19 protein-coding genes are annotated in these 17,502 nt (G+C 41.4%); 6 read left to right on the forward strand and 13 right to left on the reverse strand.

Annotated elements, in window-relative coordinates; all coding sequences use genetic code 11:
• Positions 1-63: 63 nt before the first annotated feature.
• From fbaA to FY557_RS04140, 5 genes are all read right to left on the reverse strand, one after another.
• The gene (gene fbaA, locus FY557_RS04120) at positions 64-1,134 is read right to left on the reverse strand and encodes a class II fructose-bisphosphate aldolase (RefSeq protein WP_149246018.1); all 1,071 of its coding nucleotides are present in this window, start codon (positions 1,132-1,134) and stop codon (positions 64-66) included.
• A gap of 70 nt (positions 1,135-1,204) precedes the next feature.
• Entirely contained in the window at positions 1,205-2,071 is an 867-nt protein-coding gene (locus FY557_RS04125; RefSeq protein ID WP_149246019.1) for an NAD kinase, read from the reverse strand.
• Between the two features lie 6 nt (positions 2,072-2,077).
• Positions 2,078-2,653 (reverse strand): CBS domain-containing protein, encoded by a 576-nt coding sequence (locus tag FY557_RS04130; RefSeq protein ID WP_228451698.1) that lies wholly within the window; start codon positions 2,651-2,653, stop codon positions 2,078-2,080.
• A gap of 259 nt (positions 2,654-2,912) precedes the next feature.
• Entirely contained in the window at positions 2,913-3,443 is a 531-nt protein-coding gene (locus tag FY557_RS04135) for an RNA methyltransferase (RefSeq protein ID WP_149246021.1), read from the reverse strand.
• 58 nt (positions 3,444-3,501) lie between these two features.
• On the reverse strand, positions 3,502-4,422 hold the full coding sequence (locus tag FY557_RS04140) for a bestrophin family protein (protein WP_228451699.1): 921 nt from the start codon (positions 4,420-4,422) through the stop codon (positions 3,502-3,504).
• Between the two features lie 76 nt (positions 4,423-4,498).
• Here FY557_RS04140 and FY557_RS20030 point away from each other — a divergent pair, with 76 nt between their 5' ends.
• The 3 genes from FY557_RS20030 to mutS all read left to right on the forward strand — a co-directional run bounded on the left by FY557_RS20030 (position 4,499) and on the right by mutS (position 8,599).
• A complete protein-coding gene (locus tag FY557_RS20030) occupies positions 4,499-4,663 on the forward strand; it encodes a hypothetical protein (protein ID WP_185151644.1) in 165 nt (54 codons plus the stop codon).
• 104 nt (positions 4,664-4,767) lie between these two features.
• Positions 4,768-5,637: a cupin-like domain-containing protein gene (locus FY557_RS04145; protein ID WP_149246022.1), complete on the forward strand. Its 870-nt coding sequence runs from the start codon at positions 4,768-4,770 to the stop codon at positions 5,635-5,637.
• A gap of 370 nt (positions 5,638-6,007) precedes the next feature.
• A complete protein-coding gene (gene mutS, locus FY557_RS04150; protein ID WP_149246023.1) occupies positions 6,008-8,599 on the forward strand; it encodes a DNA mismatch repair protein MutS in 2,592 nt (863 codons plus the stop codon).
• Between the two features lie 18 nt (positions 8,600-8,617).
• On the opposite strand, the gene FY557_RS04155 is transcribed toward mutS, so the two are convergent.
• Positions 8,618-9,049: an energy transducer TonB gene (locus FY557_RS04155; RefSeq protein WP_149246024.1), complete on the reverse strand. Its 432-nt coding sequence runs from the start codon at positions 9,047-9,049 to the stop codon at positions 8,618-8,620.
• A 21-nt stretch (positions 9,050-9,070) separates the two neighbouring features.
• Positions 9,071-9,499, reverse strand: a complete 429-nt coding sequence (locus tag FY557_RS04160) for a hypothetical protein (RefSeq protein WP_149246025.1) — start codon at positions 9,497-9,499, stop codon at positions 9,071-9,073.
• Positions 9,500-9,798: 299 nt separating this feature from the next.
• Between FY557_RS04160 and FY557_RS04165 the strand changes: the two genes are divergently transcribed.
• Positions 9,799-10,197 (forward strand): DUF2809 domain-containing protein, encoded by a 399-nt coding sequence (locus tag FY557_RS04165; RefSeq protein WP_149246026.1) that lies wholly within the window; start codon positions 9,799-9,801, stop codon positions 10,195-10,197.
• On the opposite strand, the gene FY557_RS04170 is transcribed toward FY557_RS04165, so the two are convergent.
• The 4 genes from FY557_RS04170 to FY557_RS04185 all read right to left on the reverse strand — a co-directional run bounded on the left by FY557_RS04170 (position 10,194) and on the right by FY557_RS04185 (position 13,443).
• On the reverse strand, positions 10,194-11,111 hold the full coding sequence (locus tag FY557_RS04170) for a YARHG domain-containing protein (RefSeq protein ID WP_149246027.1): 918 nt from the start codon (positions 11,109-11,111) through the stop codon (positions 10,194-10,196). The genes FY557_RS04165 and FY557_RS04170 overlap by 4 nt on opposite strands.
• Before the next feature lie 61 nt (positions 11,112-11,172).
• Positions 11,173-11,811 (reverse strand): DUF2306 domain-containing protein, encoded by a 639-nt coding sequence (locus FY557_RS04175; protein ID WP_149246028.1) that lies wholly within the window; start codon positions 11,809-11,811, stop codon positions 11,173-11,175.
• Positions 11,812-11,819: 8 nt separating this feature from the next.
• Positions 11,820-12,227, reverse strand: a complete 408-nt coding sequence (locus tag FY557_RS04180; RefSeq protein ID WP_149246029.1) for an energy transducer TonB — start codon at positions 12,225-12,227, stop codon at positions 11,820-11,822.
• 1 nt (position 12,228) lies between these two features.
• Positions 12,229-13,443: an NAD(P)/FAD-dependent oxidoreductase gene (locus FY557_RS04185; RefSeq protein ID WP_149246030.1), complete on the reverse strand. Its 1,215-nt coding sequence runs from the start codon at positions 13,441-13,443 to the stop codon at positions 12,229-12,231.
• A gap of 271 nt (positions 13,444-13,714) precedes the next feature.
• Here FY557_RS04185 and FY557_RS04190 point away from each other — a divergent pair, with 271 nt between their 5' ends.
• Positions 13,715-14,209 (forward strand): acyl-CoA thioesterase, encoded by a 495-nt coding sequence (locus FY557_RS04190; RefSeq protein WP_149246031.1) that lies wholly within the window; start codon positions 13,715-13,717, stop codon positions 14,207-14,209.
• A gap of 69 nt (positions 14,210-14,278) precedes the next feature.
• A complete protein-coding gene (thiL, locus tag FY557_RS04195) occupies positions 14,279-15,340 on the forward strand; it encodes a thiamine-phosphate kinase (RefSeq protein ID WP_149246032.1) in 1,062 nt (353 codons plus the stop codon).
• A 73-nt stretch (positions 15,341-15,413) separates the two neighbouring features.
• Here the strand turns inward: thiL and FY557_RS04200 are convergent, their stop codons facing one another.
• Together FY557_RS04200 and pepT are read right to left on the reverse strand one after the other, a co-directional pair.
• Positions 15,414-15,701: a hypothetical protein gene (locus FY557_RS04200; protein WP_149246033.1), complete on the reverse strand. Its 288-nt coding sequence runs from the start codon at positions 15,699-15,701 to the stop codon at positions 15,414-15,416.
• A gap of 445 nt (positions 15,702-16,146) precedes the next feature.
• Positions 16,147-17,394: a peptidase T gene (pepT, locus tag FY557_RS04205; protein WP_149246034.1), complete on the reverse strand. Its 1,248-nt coding sequence runs from the start codon at positions 17,392-17,394 to the stop codon at positions 16,147-16,149.
• Positions 17,395-17,502 lie beyond the last annotated feature (108 nt).

Below are 17,502 nucleotides of genomic sequence, written 5' to 3' on the forward strand. Positions count from 1 at the left end.
AATGATAAGAGATGAAGAAAGCGTTTTTAGAAAACCACCTGCTTCATCTCTGTCATTCATAATTTATTTAAGCGTATTTACGTTATTTAAATCTTCAAATGCCTTAACCAATCGCTTAGCGAAAGTTTCTTCTCCTTTTCTTACCCATACCCTAGGATCATAGAATTTCTTGTTCGGCTTTTCTTCGCCGTCCGGATTTCCGATCTGGGCTCTCAGATAATCAATGTTATCGACCATATAATCTCTGATTCCTTCGGTATAAGCAAACTGAAGATCGGTATCAATGTTCATTTTGATTACCCCGTAGTCGATCGCTTCTCTGATTTCTTCAATCGTGGAACCTGAACCTCCATGGAACACAAAATTGATCGGTTTTTCAGCCGTTTCGAATTTTTCCTGAACATATTTTTGGGAGTTATCAAGGATTTTTGGAGTAAGAACCACGTTTCCTGGCTTATATACACCATGTACGTTTCCGAAAGCCGCTGCGATGGTGAAGTTATCGGAAATTGCTTTTAGCTTCTCATAAGTATAAGCGATGTCTTCCGGCTGGGTATATAATTTAGAATTGTCAACGTCTGAATTGTCAACACCGTCTTCTTCTCCTCCGGTTACCCCGATTTCCACTTCAAGCGTCATCTGAAGCTTAGCCATTCTTTCGAAATACTGTGCGGAAATTTCTAAGTTTTCTTCTAAAGATTCCTCAGAAAGATCCAGCATGTGGGAAGAATAAAGGGATTTTCCGGTTTGCTTATAGAATTCCTCATTCGCATCCATCAACCCGTCAATCCAAGGCAATAATTTCTTGGCACAGTGATCGGTATGAAGGATTACGGTTGCTCCGTAAGCTTCTGCCAGGGTATGAATATGTTTTGCTCCGGCTACCGCTCCTAAAACAGCAGCTTTCTGCCCTTCGTTGCTCAATCCTTTTCCTGCATTGTAAGCCGCGCCTCCGTTGGAGAACTGGATGATAACAGGGGAATTCAGTTTTGCGGCAGTTTCCATAACCGCGTTTACGTTGCTGGAACCAATTACGTTTACTGCGGGTAATGCAAATTTGTTTTCTTTAGCATGCTGAAAAATATCAGTAACTAATTGACCAGTGGCAACTCCTGCCGGGAAAATTCTGCTCATGTTTTACTTTTTAATATATTATTAGGGTGTCTTTAAATTCCTGTAAAGGTAATCATTTTTAAAAATATTCTTAATTTCTTTTATCCCGTCCCCAAAGCAGCTTCTGTCGGATGGTTTCATAGAAACTTAAATTATTCGGCTGCACGAGAAGAATCTGGAAATCTGCTTTTCTGATTACGATTTCCTGATCGGTTTCAATATGGATCAGCCGTGAATCCAGGGAGAGTGAATATTGGGGAACCCTGCTTTCCACTTTGAATTTTATTTCAACCCGATCGTTCACCACCAAAGGTCTTACATTAAGATTATGAGGCGCGATGGGGGTGATGACAAAATTTTCGTTATTCGGGGAAATGATGGGTCCGCCTGAGCTTAATGAATAGGCCGTGGAACCGGTAGGCGTGGAAACGATAACCCCGTCGCCCCAGAAAACATTCAGAAATTCATCATTGATGTAAGAATCTACCGTGATCATGGAGGTAGTTTCTTTTCTTGAAACCGTAACGTCGTTTAAAGCGTACGGGAAAAAATCTTCAGAAACAGGGGAAACCACATGGATCACTGAACGCCGGCTGGTTTTCACATCGCCTTTCAGAATAGAATCCAGTGCGTTGAAAGCTTCCTCTTTGGTAAAGCTGGCCAGAAATCCCAATCTTCCGGTGTTGACCCCGACAATCGGGATCTCAAGATCTTCAATAAAGGTTAAGGAATTCACGATGGTCCCGTCGCCTCCGAACGTAAAGAACAGGTCCACTTCCTTGTCAAGAAGGTCCTGCTTGCTATTGAACGTTTCGAAAATTTTTGAAAACTGAAGTGCTTCAGCCATTTCGTCGTATAAAACAGATTTTACCCCTCTGTTTTCCAGCTCGGAAATAAATTTACTTAAATATAAAAAAGTATCCAGATCTTTTTTCTGAGAATAAATGGCTGCCTTCATCCGTGTTTAAATTTCTATGAATTTCTGGAAAAACCCGAATCTGTCCTGAAACAAGTCCGATTTTTCATCAGAGTAATACTTCTGCACAATCCGATAATCATACCGGTCGAATGTTTCATCAATAGAACTCAGATTTTCATTGCTGATCTTAATCGTTACCTGAAGCACTTCATCGGACATGAAACTGATAAATGCACCGTAAAACTTGGAGTTGTTGCTTTCCACGATATTGGCAATCTCCGTCATGGAGTATTTCCTGGCCGGGGTTTCAATGGTGAGAATGGCTCCCGATTCCGAGAACAGCGGATATTTCGAAAAATCCTGGAAAATATCTTCACAGCTGATATAGCCCAGATATTTCTCCGCTTTGCTGATCACCGGAATGATATTGGAATTGAACGTATAAAACAGGCGGATGCTGTCCATAATGTTGTTGTCCTCCAGAATCGCAAAACGCTCGATCTGATGCTCCAGCTCTTTTAGGGTCCCTTCTGCTTCATATAGGAAATCCTGAGCCAGGGCACCGTAAAAGTGATGGGATTTTTTGATGAAAATATGAGAATATCCAAATGCTTCTAACATTTCCCTCGCTGATTCTATAGAGTCAGAAAGGCTGAAACACGGGAAGTCTTTTGAGATATAGTCCTTGATAAACATTGTGCTAATTTATAAAAAATTAAACGAAACTTTTTCTGAAATATTGGTTTTTTTTCTGAAAAAATCAAAAAAGTAAATTTAAAATTTGTCCGTGATGAAAAAAGAAGTATCTTTGTCGCCTTTCATTTTTACTTTTTATTAGATTTATTTCAAACTGCAATGTCTGTAAGGCACATGCAGTTTTTTATTTTAGGGCCTTGGCAAACTCCCACATCACGATTCCGCCGCACACACTTACATTCAGGGAATGCTTGGTTCCCAACTGCGGAATTTCCACAAAAGAATCGATATTCGGCAACGCTTCATCGCTGATTCCTTCCACTTCATTCCCTAAAATCACCGCGTATTTTTTAGATGGGTCAATGGTAAAATCGGTGATCATCCGGCTGCCGGTCGTCTGTTCGATGCCAACGATTTCAAAACCCTGCGTTTTGAGAACATTGATGGTCACATTAATATCGTTCTCATAGCTCCAGTCCACACTTTCGGTTGCCCCTAATGCAGCTTTATGAATTTCACGGTGAGGCGGCTGTGGCGTAATTCCGCAAAGGATAATCTTCCGGATCAGAAAAGCATCTGCTGTTCTGAAAGTCGCCCCTACATTATGCATACTCCTTATATTGTCCAATACCACCACCAGCGGAATTTTTTCAACAGATTTAAAGGTTTCCACATCCAGTCTGTTCAGTTCTTCCAGTTTTAATTTATGTACCAACTTTATTTTTTTGGCAAAATTAGGTATAATTATTTACGATTTCCAGCCGGAAAGGGATTTATTGTTTTTGCAATTCCATGATCTGGTGCACGTTTTTCTCAATATTCTGTGCAATGGTTTCCATCGGGATGTCGTTTTCATCATTATTAAAAGGATCTTCAATTTCCTCGGCAATCAGCTCAAGGCTCATCAGCACATAATAAATAAAGACCGTTAAAGGAATAATGTAATTACCGATATTAATGACGTAAGCAATCGGCAAAGCAAAAACATACAGGATGATAAATTTTTTAATGAAAGAAGAATAGGAATAGGGGATCGGGGTATTCTTGATCCTTTCACAGCCGCCGCAGACATCCAGGAACCCGGAAAGCTGGGTATCCAGGTACAGCATTTCGACATCGGAGATCTTTCCCTCTTTTTTCAGTTGGTTCAGCTGTTGGCTCATCAGGATAACCAGCTCACTCGGCCCGTGGTTTCTCAGCTCTTTCTCAATTTCAGAATAATCCTCATCCAGAGCAAGACGGGTGGATTCTTTGGAGAGGTGCTTCGCCAGCAGGTGCGGAAAGAACTTCAGGTATTTGGTAATCTGTTCGGTGTGCTGAGGGTCGTTGCCCAAAATCATGCTGACCTTGACTGCAAAATTCCGGGTATCATTCACCAGCTTTCCCCAGAGTTTCCGCCCTTCCCACCAGCGGTCATAAGCTGTATTTGTTCTGAAAACCAGCAATAAAGAAAGCACGAAGCCCAGCAGGGAATGAATCAGCCCTATATGGCTGATACCGGATTTAGAATTGAGACGGAAATATTCCAGCTCCAGGTATTCAATGCCCCAGGAATACAGGCCGACCAGGATCATGCTCGGGAACAGGATCTTCAACGTATCGCTTTTATGCAGGCTGAAAAGGATTTTCAGGAAATGTTTGGTGTTGTAAACTCTCATAGATAGGGTTGGTCCTACAAATATAATTTTTTTCATTTTATCCCGGCTTTACGGAAAGCCGTAATTTTTTCCGGCTAAGCAGATGGTTATTTGTCATAAAAATTATCAAAAAATGGGATATTACAGAAAAGGACATTTTAAGAAAGACGGAACGTGGGTAAGCGGGCATTATGTAAGTACTTTCGGGCGCGGAAAAAGAAAAGCGAAAGGTCCACAGGGCTGTGTTGTAATTATTTTCGGAGGTCTTGTCTCACTGCTGGTTTATCTTTTAAGGTAGGCCTGAAGAGGAACCTGGTGGGAAATGATAACCGAATATCAACTTTAAAATTTTTCAGGATTTCAAAAAAGTGCTATTTTTAGTCTCACTAAATACCACACAAAATGATTCTCGAAAACGTAGATGCTGTTATTGATATTAGTAAAGAAGATTTTCAGAAAAATTATTTTAAAAAGAAAAAGCCCCTTCTGATCAAAAATTTTGCAAGCCGTTGGGAAGCTTTCGATCAATGGAATTTCGATTATATCCGGGAAAAAGCAGGGGAACAGGAAGTCCCGCTCTACGATAACAAACCTGCGGATGCCGGCAAAAGCTCTGATGCTCCGGTGGCCAAAATGAAAATGAAGGAATATATCGATACCATCAGAAGCAGGCCTTCGGATCTGAGGATTTTCTTTTACATCATTACCGACCGGCTTCCGGAACTGCTGAAAAACTTTACCTACCCGGATCTGGGAATGAAATTTTTCAAACGCCTGCCCACCTTATTTTTCGGCGGAAGCGAAGCCCATGTGCTGATGCATTATGATGTGGACCTGGGCGATTTTCTGCATATCCATTTTGAAGGAAAGAAAAGGATTTTGTTGTTCGATCAGAAACAGTCGGCTTTCCTGTATAAAGTGCCGTTGTCGGTACATACCGTTTATGACGTGGATTACGAAAATCTGGATTACGAAAAATTCCCGGCACTGAAGCATGCCAAAGGTTTTGAAATCTTTATGGAACACGGCGATGCGCTTTTCATTCCCGGGGCATTTTGGCATTTCAACCGCTATCTGGAACCGGGATTCTCCATGTCGCTGCGCGCACTTCCCAACAAACCCGCTGTATTTGCCAATATGCTGTACCACGTGTTCATCATGCGGTATACCGACAAGCTGATGCGGAAACTGTTCAAAGCGAAATGGGTAAATTATAAACAGAAGTGGGCCTATAAAAGGAGTTCGAAGGCTTTATTAAATCTTAATAAATAAACTTTTCAAAATTTTCAATGCAAAGATCTGTTTAAAGTTTATGATGTTAAATGGAAAGATTGATCTGATGAAGCATTGATTGGAAATAAAATATTTCTTGTGTGACCAGTAGTAAAGCGATAGATTTTGTATAGAAATAGCAGGTCAGGCGAATAGATATTTTTCCGGAATGAAAAAGTTTGTGATCTTAGCTAAGTGAAATCAAATTCGACAGAGCCAAACGGCTTTGCAGACTTAAGAGCAGTTAGTGATTGTAAAAATCTTTATGAGCTCTGCATTTAAGTTAAAACAAATATATAGCTTTTCAAAAACTTTACTCCTACTGTTTTATTTCCTATTTTTACCGTCCCAATTCTAAGAAAAGACTTTAATGGCAAAGGCAGCGAAAAAAGAAACCCCGTTAATGACCCAGTACAACACCATCAAGGCAAAATATCCTGATGCGCTTTTGCTGTTCAGGGTAGGGGATTTTTACGAAACTTTCGGGCAGGATGCCGTGCGGACTTCTCAGATTTTAGGAATCGTCCTGACTAAAAGGGCCAACGGCGAAGGCCATATTGAGCTGGCCGGATTTCCGCATCACTCGGTGGATTCTTATCTGCCGAAACTCGTAAGGGCCGGAATGCGGGTGGCGATCTGCGACCAGCTGGAAGACCCGAAAACGGTAAAAGGGATCGTCAAAAGAGGGGTTACGGAATTGGTGACGCCCGGCGTTACGTTTAACGACCAGGTACTGAATTCCAAAAAGAACAATTTCCTGCTTTCGCTTCATAAAGAAAAAGAGAAATTCGGGATTGCCCTGGTGGATATTTCTACCGGGGAATTCCTGGTAAGCGAAGGAAACCTGGAGAAGCTGATCCATATTGTCAATACTTTTGATCCGAGTGAAATCATTTACCAGCGAAGTGTTCAGATTCCGGAACAGCTTAAAAATAAAAACGCCTTCAAGCTGGAAGACTGGGCGTATCAGTATAATTTTGCCTATGAAAAACTGACAAATCATTTCAAAACCAATTCATTAAAAGGATTCGGAATTGAAGGCCAGCAACTGGCGATTACTGCAGCGGGAGCTATTTTCGCTTATCTGGTAGAAGATACACATCATAATTTACTGGCGCACATTACCAAAATCCAGATCATTCCACAGGAGGATTTCCTGATGATGGACCATTTTACGCTGCGAAACCTGGAAATTGTATATCCGAGCCATCCTCAGGGAAAATCTTTGCTGGATATTATCGATAAAACCTCAACGCCGATGGGCGGAAGGCTGTTGAGACGGAGGATCATTTTGCCGTTGAAATCCGTCGCTGAAATCAACAGGAGACTTTCGTTGATTGACTTTTTAAACGAAAACGATCAGCTTAAATATGAAATTTCACAGCTGCTGAAATCCATCTCGGATCTGGACCGGCTGATGGGGAAACTGGCTGCGGAAAAAATCTGTCCTAAAGAATTAGGTTATCTTCGTCAGAGCCTGATCAATATCCATAAAATCAAAGCCCTGCTTCATCCGCATGCCGATGTATTAGCGTGGCTGGATCCTCTGTATGATCAGGATGAACTGATCAAATGCCTTCAGAATCACCTGAACGACGAACTGCCGGTAAATCTGGCAAAAGGAAATGTTATTAAAAACGGGATTTCCGAGGAACTCGACACGTTGAGAGGGTTGCAGTCGAAAGGAAGAGGGTTCCTGGATGAAATGTGCCAGCGGGAGATCGAGAGAACCGGAATTTCCAGCTTAAAAATAGATTTCAATAATGTCTTCGGCTATTATATTGAGGTAAGAAATACCCATAAAGACAAAGTTCCGGCTGACTGGCTGAGAAAACAGACGCTCGTGAACGCCGAGCGTTACATCACCGAAGAACTGAAAGAATACGAAAACCAGATCCTTGGTGCCGAAGAGAAAATCGGAGTCCTGGAAAACGAACTGTACCGGAAAATATGCAGTGAAACGATGATCTACATCGATCATATTCAGGAAAACTCAAATATTATTGCCCAGCTGGACGTGGCAGTCGGCTTATCGGAGCTGGCCGTTTCCGAAAGTTATACCAAACCTGTTCTAACGGAAACTTTTGCCATCGATTTAAAAGAAGCAAGACACCCGATCATTGAAAACGCACTTCCTCTGGGGGAAAAATACATCCCGAATGATATTTTCCTGGATAAAGATTCGCAGCAGATCATTATGGTCACCGGGCCGAATATGGCCGGTAAATCCGCAATCCTCCGACAGACGGCGATTGTCTGCCTGATGGCCCAGATCGGAAGCTTTGTTCCGGCGAAATATGCGGAAATCGGGATTTTAGATAAAATTTTTACCAGGGTAGGCGCTACCGATAATATTTCTGCCGGGGAATCGACTTTCATGGTGGAAATGAACGAAGCCGCCAACATCCTGAATAATATCTCCGAGCGAAGTCTGATACTCCTGGATGAAATCGGCCGCGGAACTTCTACCTACGACGGGGTTTCCATCGCGTGGGCCATTGCAGAGTACCTCCATCAGCATCCTGCACAGGCCAAGACGCTGTTTGCCACGCATTATCATGAACTGAATGAAATGACGGTGAATTTTGAGCGGGTAAAAAACTTCCACGTTTCCATTCAGGAAAACAAAGGGAACATTATCTTTTTGAGAAAACTGGTGCCGGGCGGAAGCGAGCACAGCTTTGGGATCCATGTGGCCAAACTTGCCGGAATGCCGGCGAAAGTGGTCAACCGCGCCAATGAAATCCTGAAAACTCTTGAGGCCAGCCATACCCAGGGCGGAGGCTCTTCGGAAAAGATCAAAAGGGTAACAGAAGAAAATCTGCAGCTCTCTTTCTTTCAGCTCGATGATCCGGTATTGGAAAACATCCGGGAAGAACTGACGAAGATCGATATCAATACCTTAACCCCGATCGAAGCGTTAATGAAGCTGAATTCAATTAAAAAGATGATCGGAGGGTAATTATAGTTTCATTAGAAATCATTTCAGATCCATACTGAAAGGAATCTGGATTTTACTTTGTAGGGGATTTCCAGCCTGTCTAGCCGGAATCCATTTGCCATTGATGCGGGATATTGCTTTTTCAACAGATTGGTTAAAGATTTTATTAGGTCCGAAAACTTTAATTTCTCTCATGGACCCGTCTTTTTCAATAATAAAACTGAGGGTAGCCTTAATGATGTTTTTACTCTTTTCCGTTTTTAAAAATTCTAAAAGAATAAGATTTTTAATTCTTTGAACAAAAGCTTCCGTACCATTTGGAAAATATGCATGGTGATCAGGATAAAGATAGCATATTGTAGCTGTTTGAACATCCGCTTTTTTTGGATTTAAAGGCGTTTCCGGAAGCTCTTGCCCGAAAATCATTCCACAGATATTCATTATCAAAAATAAGATCAAAGGCTTTTTCAAATGTGATTTTCCTGATTATGATTAATTATATTTCTTCAATGTCAAAGGAAAAGTATAAAGATACCGTACCGGCTGACCGTTGACCATGGCAGGTTTCCATTTTACAAAAAGCCTTCTCACGGCCACTTCGGCGGCATGAGAATGTTTCGGGTCATTTCCCAAAGCGGTTACGTACCGGACATATCCGGTTTTTTCCACAATGAAATAAACCCGGGTATCGATTTTTCTGGATTTTACATCAATAACGTCCATCTTATCGGCAAATTCCTTTTTGAAGTTTTCCGTTCCGCCGGGAAATTCCGGTGGCGTATCGGCTTTGGTTACCGCATCATCAAGTTTCATTTTTGTCTTAAGTACGGCATAATCCGGCAATTCCCTAACGGAATTGTATTGCTGTGCAAATAATGAAATGCTTAAAAACAAGCTTATGAAAAATAAGAACTTCTTCATACCTGCAAAAATTAGATATTTTACGACAGCAAAAATGGAACCGTAGCGTAATAAAAAAGTACCAAATCTATTGGTGCTGAACTACAGTTAAGTGCTGATTAGCAACATTCTCCTTTATGGTGCAGGTTCCGGTGCAGATGTTCCCGGAGGAGTCGAGGCAGAAACATGCGGTGATGCATCCGTGTCTGCCGTTGATTTCCTTATGCTTTTTAGTAAACCTGTTTTTGATATTATTATGAAAAATATCTTTTATAAAGGCTGATCGCTTATTTTTACGGAAAATAAATCAAAAGATCCCAATGAAAAAATCTGCGTTTCAGTTTCATTACAAATATTTCCTGGCTACTGTTTTTATATTTCTCTCCGAAGTCCTGATCGCCACTGTTTTAAAAGATATTTTCCTCATCAGAGCGTATCTGGGCGACATCATTGTTGTAATGCTGCTTTATACTTTTGTCAAAAGCTTTTTCAATATTCGGAATGATGTAAAAGTGATTTTTGGTATTCTCATTTTTTCTTTCACGGTAGAATTCGCACAGTATTTCAACATTGCAGAAAAGCTGGGCTTTCAGCCGGGAAGCACTATGTACATCGTGGTCGGCAATTCATTTTCCTGGATTGATATGTTCTGCTATGCCGTTGGATGTTTGCTGCTGATCATCTTTGTGAAACTTACCGGAAAGCAGAAGCGGAATTAACGCCCGAAACTGTCGTATTTATCTTCCGCATATTTGATGAAACGGTTCAGTAAAGCTACATTTTCCTTTTCCATGGGCGTCAGGTCGTTATCGACATTATTTGAAACCGGGATGTACCAGTCGGTCTGCTCAAAGAAATTCCGGTAGGTCTGCTTTTTAAAGGCATAGCCATGCCTTGCAAAAACGGCATTCTTAATAATTTCCAGATCCAGTTTCCTTAAGTTTTTCAGGTCTTTTTCCGCGAGCTTTTGCTTGGAAGCATTGATTTTGAATACGGCATCGGAAGCAATCCTGTTTTTGGAAGCCATATAGGTTTCCGTTTTTCCGGTCTCTTCATCGGTATACTTTTCCGCGAAATCCTTGGGGTTTTCCCAATCGATGAGGTCGCTGTTTTCGCTCAGCATAAAGTTGGGGTTGTATGCAAACTCTTTTTTCGCCAGCTTTAGGACTTTATGCGGTGATTTCACAGCTGAGGTATTAAACGCGCTCCATTTCCCGGTAATGCTGTCCTTGTTGAGCTTTACTTCAAATCTCCCATCGCTCTTGTCATTGCCCGGTTCGTCGAGGATAAAAGATTTTGTGGTTTCGTTGAAGATGCCACGGAAAGGCCGTTGGTTTCCGTTAACAATGCTTTGCCCGTAAACGCTGTCTTTGGTAATCCGGTTGATTTTCAGGGAAAGCTTCTTGTAAACATCGCCTTCATATTCCTCACCGATCTCCGGGGTAATCATCTCTTTTCCTGCAAAGTCGCCCATATAAATGCCATAATATTCTTTATGGATTTCCGGGGCAACGGCGGTGTCTTTTTTGGCAGAAGGATTATTTTGGACTGAAAGGTTTTCCTTTGATTCTTTTTTACAGCTTGCCAAAGTCAAAACGAGCAGGAAAGCCGAAATTAATTTTAAATTTTTCATAGGTGATTCTGATAGGATTTAATGGAATTAAAGATCGTAAAATAATGGAAATGGAAAAGACTTACAGGTATTTTTTTGCAATTAAATATTCAACCAACAGAATATTCGGGATCCAGCCGAGCCAGGCAATGATCCGGTAAACGTCCATCGGGTCCGGATGACATGCATATACGAGAATGACCTTCCACATTCTCAGAGTAATGGCCGAAAGGGTCAAGGCAAAGCTCCGCCACATCCATTGCTTATGGGCTGAGAATTTTCTCTTACGGACCAGCTGATATGCTTTAAAAGTTGAAAACCACCAAAAGCCGCCTAAAAGGACAAATGAGATTTTGGAGTACAGCCCGCCATTGGCAAAGATTCCCATATAAACCCCGGAAGGAGCAGCCAGTATCAGGATCAGGAAAATATAAATCTTTCCTGCATTCCGGTGAAATTTTTTTATCCCAAAATCTTTTCTGAGAATGGCTAAAAACCCGCTGAGCAATATGAAAATACTGGCGTAGACATGGGTGTAAAAAAACCAAAGATACTCTGGCTGGTCGGTAACTTCCGTCTGTTTGATCATTAGGAAACTGGCATCCGGTCTCAGCGGAATGTATTCCAGGGTGATATGCAGCATCAGCCAAAAGAAATATCCGAATCCTACTATTAGAAGGATCTTTAAAAGATTAGAGATATTTCTTTTGACCGAAAGCATTTATTATCTTATCCCTCCAAATTCATTGTTATAGGTAATCTAAATCTGAACTTTGTGGGATTTCCATTTATTGTAGCAGGTGTCCATTTGGTTTTAGACAGCAGTTTCATGATACGTTCCATTTCCTTATTCATGGATGGATCATCTCCTATAATTTTTATCTCTGTAACATTTCCTTCTTCAGAAATTATCAGCTGAGCTTCAGACTTTACTACTCCCTTTGATTTTATCTTATCAGCTCTAAACATTTTTGCAAAAGCATTTCTAAATGCATTTATGCCTCCGGGATATTCAGCGGGTTTTGTGAATTCATTAATAAGCAGCTCCTTTCTCAATGATCCTTTATTTTCAGCATTTTCTTGAGCAAAAATCTTTGCAGAACAAATCAGAACAATAATTACGATTAATTTTTTCATGTTATAGTTTGTTTATATGATTATTCAAATCCTGCGCAATCAGCCAGCCCTCACTCCAGCACGTCTGGAAATTAAACCCGCCGGTTACGGCATCGATATTCAGCACTTCTCCGGCAACATAGAAATTGGGTAAAATCTTTGAAGCCATGTTTTTGAAGTTAATTTCCTTTAAATCAACCCCTCCGGCGGTGACGAATTCGTCTTTGAAAGTCGATTTTCCGGTCACCTGAAATTTCTTCCGGCATAAGTTTCCGATGATGGCCTGCATTTCTTTTCCGGAAAGATTCGCCACCTGTTTGTTGAGGTCTACATCTGAAACTTCCAGAATCCGCTGCCAGAACCGATTGGTAACCTCAAAAATCTTCGATTGCCCGATCGTCTTCTTCGGATTGGATTGCCTGAATTGCTGGAAGAGTTCTTCCGCATCCTCCGGAGTTTTGGAAATGAAATTCACTTCAATTTCAAAATGATACTTCACTTTAGCCAGGTTGATCGCTTCCCAGGCGGATATTTTCAGAATAGCCGGCCCCGAAAGCCCCCAATGGGTAATCAGCAACGGTCCGCTTTCTTCGGTTTTAAGTTTAGGAATGGAAGTTTCCGCCATTTCAAAACTCGTTCCTGCCAGGTCTTTCAGCAATTCATCTTTGATATTGAAGGTAAAAAGGGAAGGCACTAGATCGATGATTTTATGGCCCAAATTTTCAATCATTTTCAGGGACTTCGGAGAACTTCCGGTCGTGTAAACCACAACATCGGCTTCAAAATCCCCTAGGCTTGTTTTCACTAAATATTTACCATCCAGTTTTTCAATTTCTTTGACGGAGCATTTGGTCTTCACCTCCACGTCTTTCTTTTGAACCTCATTCAACATGGCATTGATGATGCTTTGTGAAGAATTGCTTTCCGGAAAAACGCGGTTGTCGCTTTCTATTTTTAAGGCCACATTCCGCTGCTCAAACCAATCCATGGTGTCTCCCGGCTGAAACTTGGTAAAAACGCTGAGCAGCTCCTTGTTTCCCCGTGGATAGAACTGCACCAGCTCCCGAGGGTCAAAGCAGGCGTGGGTGACATTGCACCGGCCGCCTCCGGAAATCTTCACTTTCTGAAGAACATCCGAATTCTGCTCGAGAATGGTAATCTTATATTGTGTTTCGTCCAGGTTGGCAGCACAGAAAAATCCGGCAGCACCTCCTCCGATAATGATAATTCGTTTCATAGCTTGTTAATCTTATGCTCAAGATTATTTTTGCAAAACTACAATTTTTATAAACCATCTTATTTGAGTAATTTTGAAGAATGTAATTTTTGACCGATATTAAAAATTATTGCCGTAAAATAATGAAGACTTATCGTAGCAGTGTGGTTTGTCATTCCGTAGGAATCTCAGCAAAGTCTCTTAAAAAAGGGTTTGGATTATGCGGAATAACAAATATGCCGGTTACTTTTAAGCCGGAAATTATTATTTCATATTTAAAACAAAAAATTAAATGATATTCTACCATACATTCGAAGTGCGCTGGAGCGATCTTGATGCCAATAAACATCTGGCCAATTCATCCTATGTGCAGTATTGTGCGCAGGCCAGGATGGCTTTTATGACCAAAGAAAAAATGGGTGTTACCCAGCTGAGCCGATGGGGAATCGGGCCGGTGATCCTGCACGAAAGATACTCGTTTTTTAAAGAGATTTATGCCGATCAGACCGTAATTGTCAGCCTGGAAATCGACGGATGTGCAGAGGATTCCTCCATCTACCGTTTTGTACACAAGTTTTATACGCCCGACGGCGAACACTGTGCAACGGCGGAAGCCACAGGAGTGTGGATTGATATGATGCTTAGAAAAATGACGACCCCGCCGGATGATGTAGTAGAAGCCATGAACAAATACAAATCTCCTGAAACAGCAGTACTGACCAGGGAAGATTTCAAGAACCTGCCGTTCCGCCCGGAAAATATAGATCCGGCAGCATTTACGGTTTAAAATGTAAGGTTTTGAGTTCAAAGTTTTAATTACTCATTAGCCATTACTCATTACTTATAAATAAAAGATATGTTTGAAGATAAAGATCCTGAACTGACGCCGATTTCCAAGCTGGGAGAATTCGGACTGATCAAACACCTGACCCGGTTTTTTCCTCTGGCCAATGATTCTTCGGAACTTGGCGTAGGAGATGACGCAGCGGTGATCAATCCCGAAGGGAAAAAGGTAGTGCTTACAACCGATGTGTTGGCCGAAGGCGTACATTTCAACCTCGGGTACGTTCCGCTGAAGCATCTGGGTTATAAAGCCGTTGTTGTAAATCTGAGCGATATCGCTGCGATGAATGCGACGCCTACTCAGATCCTGGTGTCCCTGGCGGTCTCCAACCGTTTTCCGGTGGAAGCACTGGAAGAAATCTATTCCGGGATACAGGCTGCATGCGGAAGATATAAAGTCGACTTAATCGGCGGAGATACAACGAGTTCCAATGCCGGTTTGGTAATGAGCATTACGGCTGTCGGAATTGAAAACGATGAAAATATCGTTAAAAGAAGCGGAGCAAAACCGAATGACCTTCTGGTAGTTACCGGTGATCTGGGAGGTGCTTATATGGGGCTTCAGATCCTGGAAAGAGAACATGCAGTTTTCCTGGCAGACCCGAACATGCAACCGGAAATGGAAGGTTACGATTATATCCTGGAAAGACAGCTGAAACCGGAAGCAAGGACGGATGTAAAAGGCATCCTGGAGCAGCTGGATATCAGACCGACTTCCATGATCGACGTTTCGGACGGCCTGGCTTCGGAGATTCTTCATCTTTCGGATCAGTCGGGAACAGGTTTCAGGCTGTATGAAGAGAAAATCCCGATGGATAATCTCACCATTACCACAGCCGATGAATTCAACCTTAATCCGGTAATGTCTGCTTTAAGTGGGGGTGAAGATTACGAACTGCTGTTCACGATTTCCCCTAATGATTTCGATAAAATTAAAAACCATCCGGATTTTACCATCATCGGCCATGCCGTTGCAAAAGAAGAAGGTAATTTCATGGTCGCGAGAGGTTCCAACCAGTTGGTGGCATTGACGGCGCAGGGTTGGGATGCTTTTTTGGGGAATCAGCAAGGATAGATAATCTTATTGTTTAGATATTAAAAAAACCACTGCAATGGCGGTGGTTTTTTGTATCTTATTTTTTCCGGGATTAATCCTTTTTAATATCAGCTTTTGTATCCTGATAAGTTTTATCTACTGCATTTGCTCCCTTCTTGGCTGTTTTCTTCGTCCATTTTGCTGCATCTTTTACCCCTTTTTTGGTAGCATCATACCCTTTTTTAGCTGTTTTGCCAGTCCATTCTGCGCCATCTTTAGCAGCCTTGCCTACTGTTTTAGCATCTTTTTTTATTTCCTGCTTTACTGAATTAGTTTTTTGTGCTGATATGCCGATTCCGAATAAAAGAACCACGGCGACTGAATATAATCTCTTTTTCATTTTAAATTTTTTTGTTTCAAAAGTTTTCAAAAATTAGATCATTAATTTATAAAAAAAATTGTGATATTTTATAATGTTGAATTTATAAAATGATCTGTAGCAAGTTTGTATTGTTAAGTAAATTTAAATATTCAAAAACCAGTGTCTGCAGTGGTTTTTTTTAAGTTTCAATTGATCAACAATTCTGGATTTTCGTAATTTTCATTGATGACTTTTTAAAGTTTTAATCTGCTTTTCGTTTACGGAATTTATTGCCAGCCATTCTTCTTTGTCCACCTTTGGTTTTGGGGATTTACTGCAATGAACACGAAAAAATAAGAAATACGCTTACAATATTCATTTTGTTTTTGAAAAGGCTTTTGAAATTCATGTAGATTAATTTTAATATTTTTGAAAATTCAAAAACCAGCTCAATTGAGCTGGTTTTCTATCTGGATGTTAAGATTTATGCTTTAGCAATATTCAAAATTACTTCCATGGCTTTCTGCATGCTTTCCAGCGCCACATATTCATATGGTCCGTGGAAATTGATCCCGCCGGCGAAAATATTCGGGCAAGGCAGTCCCATATAAGATAGCTGGGCGCCATCGGTTCCTCCGCGGATGGCTTTGATCTTCGGTTCGATCCCCGCTTCTTTCATCGCTTTGGCAGCAAGATCCACAATGTGCATTTTGCCTTCAAACTGCTGCTTCATGTTTCTATATTGCTCTTTAATTTCGATTTCAGCAGTTCCTTCACCATGCTTCTGATTAAATTCAGCGATTTTTTCTTCCATGAATTTCTTCCTGGCTTCAAACTTATCCGCGTCGTGGTCACGGATGATGTATTGCAGTTTCGCTTCGGAAATATCGGCGTTCAGATCCATCAAATGATAGAACCCGTCAAAACCTTTCGTCGTAGCCGGGGTTTCGTTGGCCGGAAGCATTTGGGCAAATTCAGCAGCCAGCAATGCGGCATTTACCATTTTCCCGTAGGCATAACCCGGGTGAACACTCAGTCCGTGGATTTTTACCACCGCTCCGGCAGCATTGAAATTTTCATATTCCAGTTCGCCGACTTCTCCGCCGTCCATGGTATAGGCAAATTCCGCCCCGAATTTAGCGACATCAAACTTGTGTGCTCCTCTTCCGATTTCTTCATCCGGCGTAAAGCCTACGGCAATCCTTCCGTGTTTGATTTCAGGATGAGCCATCAGATATTCTGCTGCCGTAACGATTTCCGCACAGCCCGCTTTATCGTCGGCTCCCAAAAGGGTGTTTCCGTCAGTAGTAATTAATGTCTGGCCAATGTATTTTTTTAAGCTTTCAAATTTGGATGGCGATAAGATAAATCCTGTTGTCTGGTTCAGTACCAGATCGTTTCCGTCATAATTTTCCCAAACCTGCGGCTTTACGTTTTCCCCGCTGAAATCTGGCGACGTATCGTAATGTGAAATAAATCCGATGGTCGGTTGACGATCATTTTCAAGGTTGGAAGGAACATAGGCCATGATATAACCGTTATCATCAATCGATACATTTTCAAGGCCGATCGTTCTCAGTTCTTCCGTGATGTATCGGGCGATATCCCATTGTCTTTGGGTAGATGGGGTGGATTCGCTTTCGGCGTCACTGGTTGAGTATATTTTTACATAATTAAGAAAACGGTTCAGCAGCTTTTCTTTCCACAAAGGGTTGAATTCTATTGCGCTCATTATTGGTATAAATTTCTCGTAAAGTTAGCAAATTTGGGGCTCAGAATATCTTATTTGTACTTCCGAATAAGGGGCAGAGATTAAATATTCAATGTAATTGTCTGAAAT

Source organism: Chryseobacterium sp. SN22, assembly GCF_008329705.1.
Classification (GTDB): domain Bacteria; phylum Bacteroidota; class Bacteroidia; order Flavobacteriales; family Weeksellaceae; genus Chryseobacterium.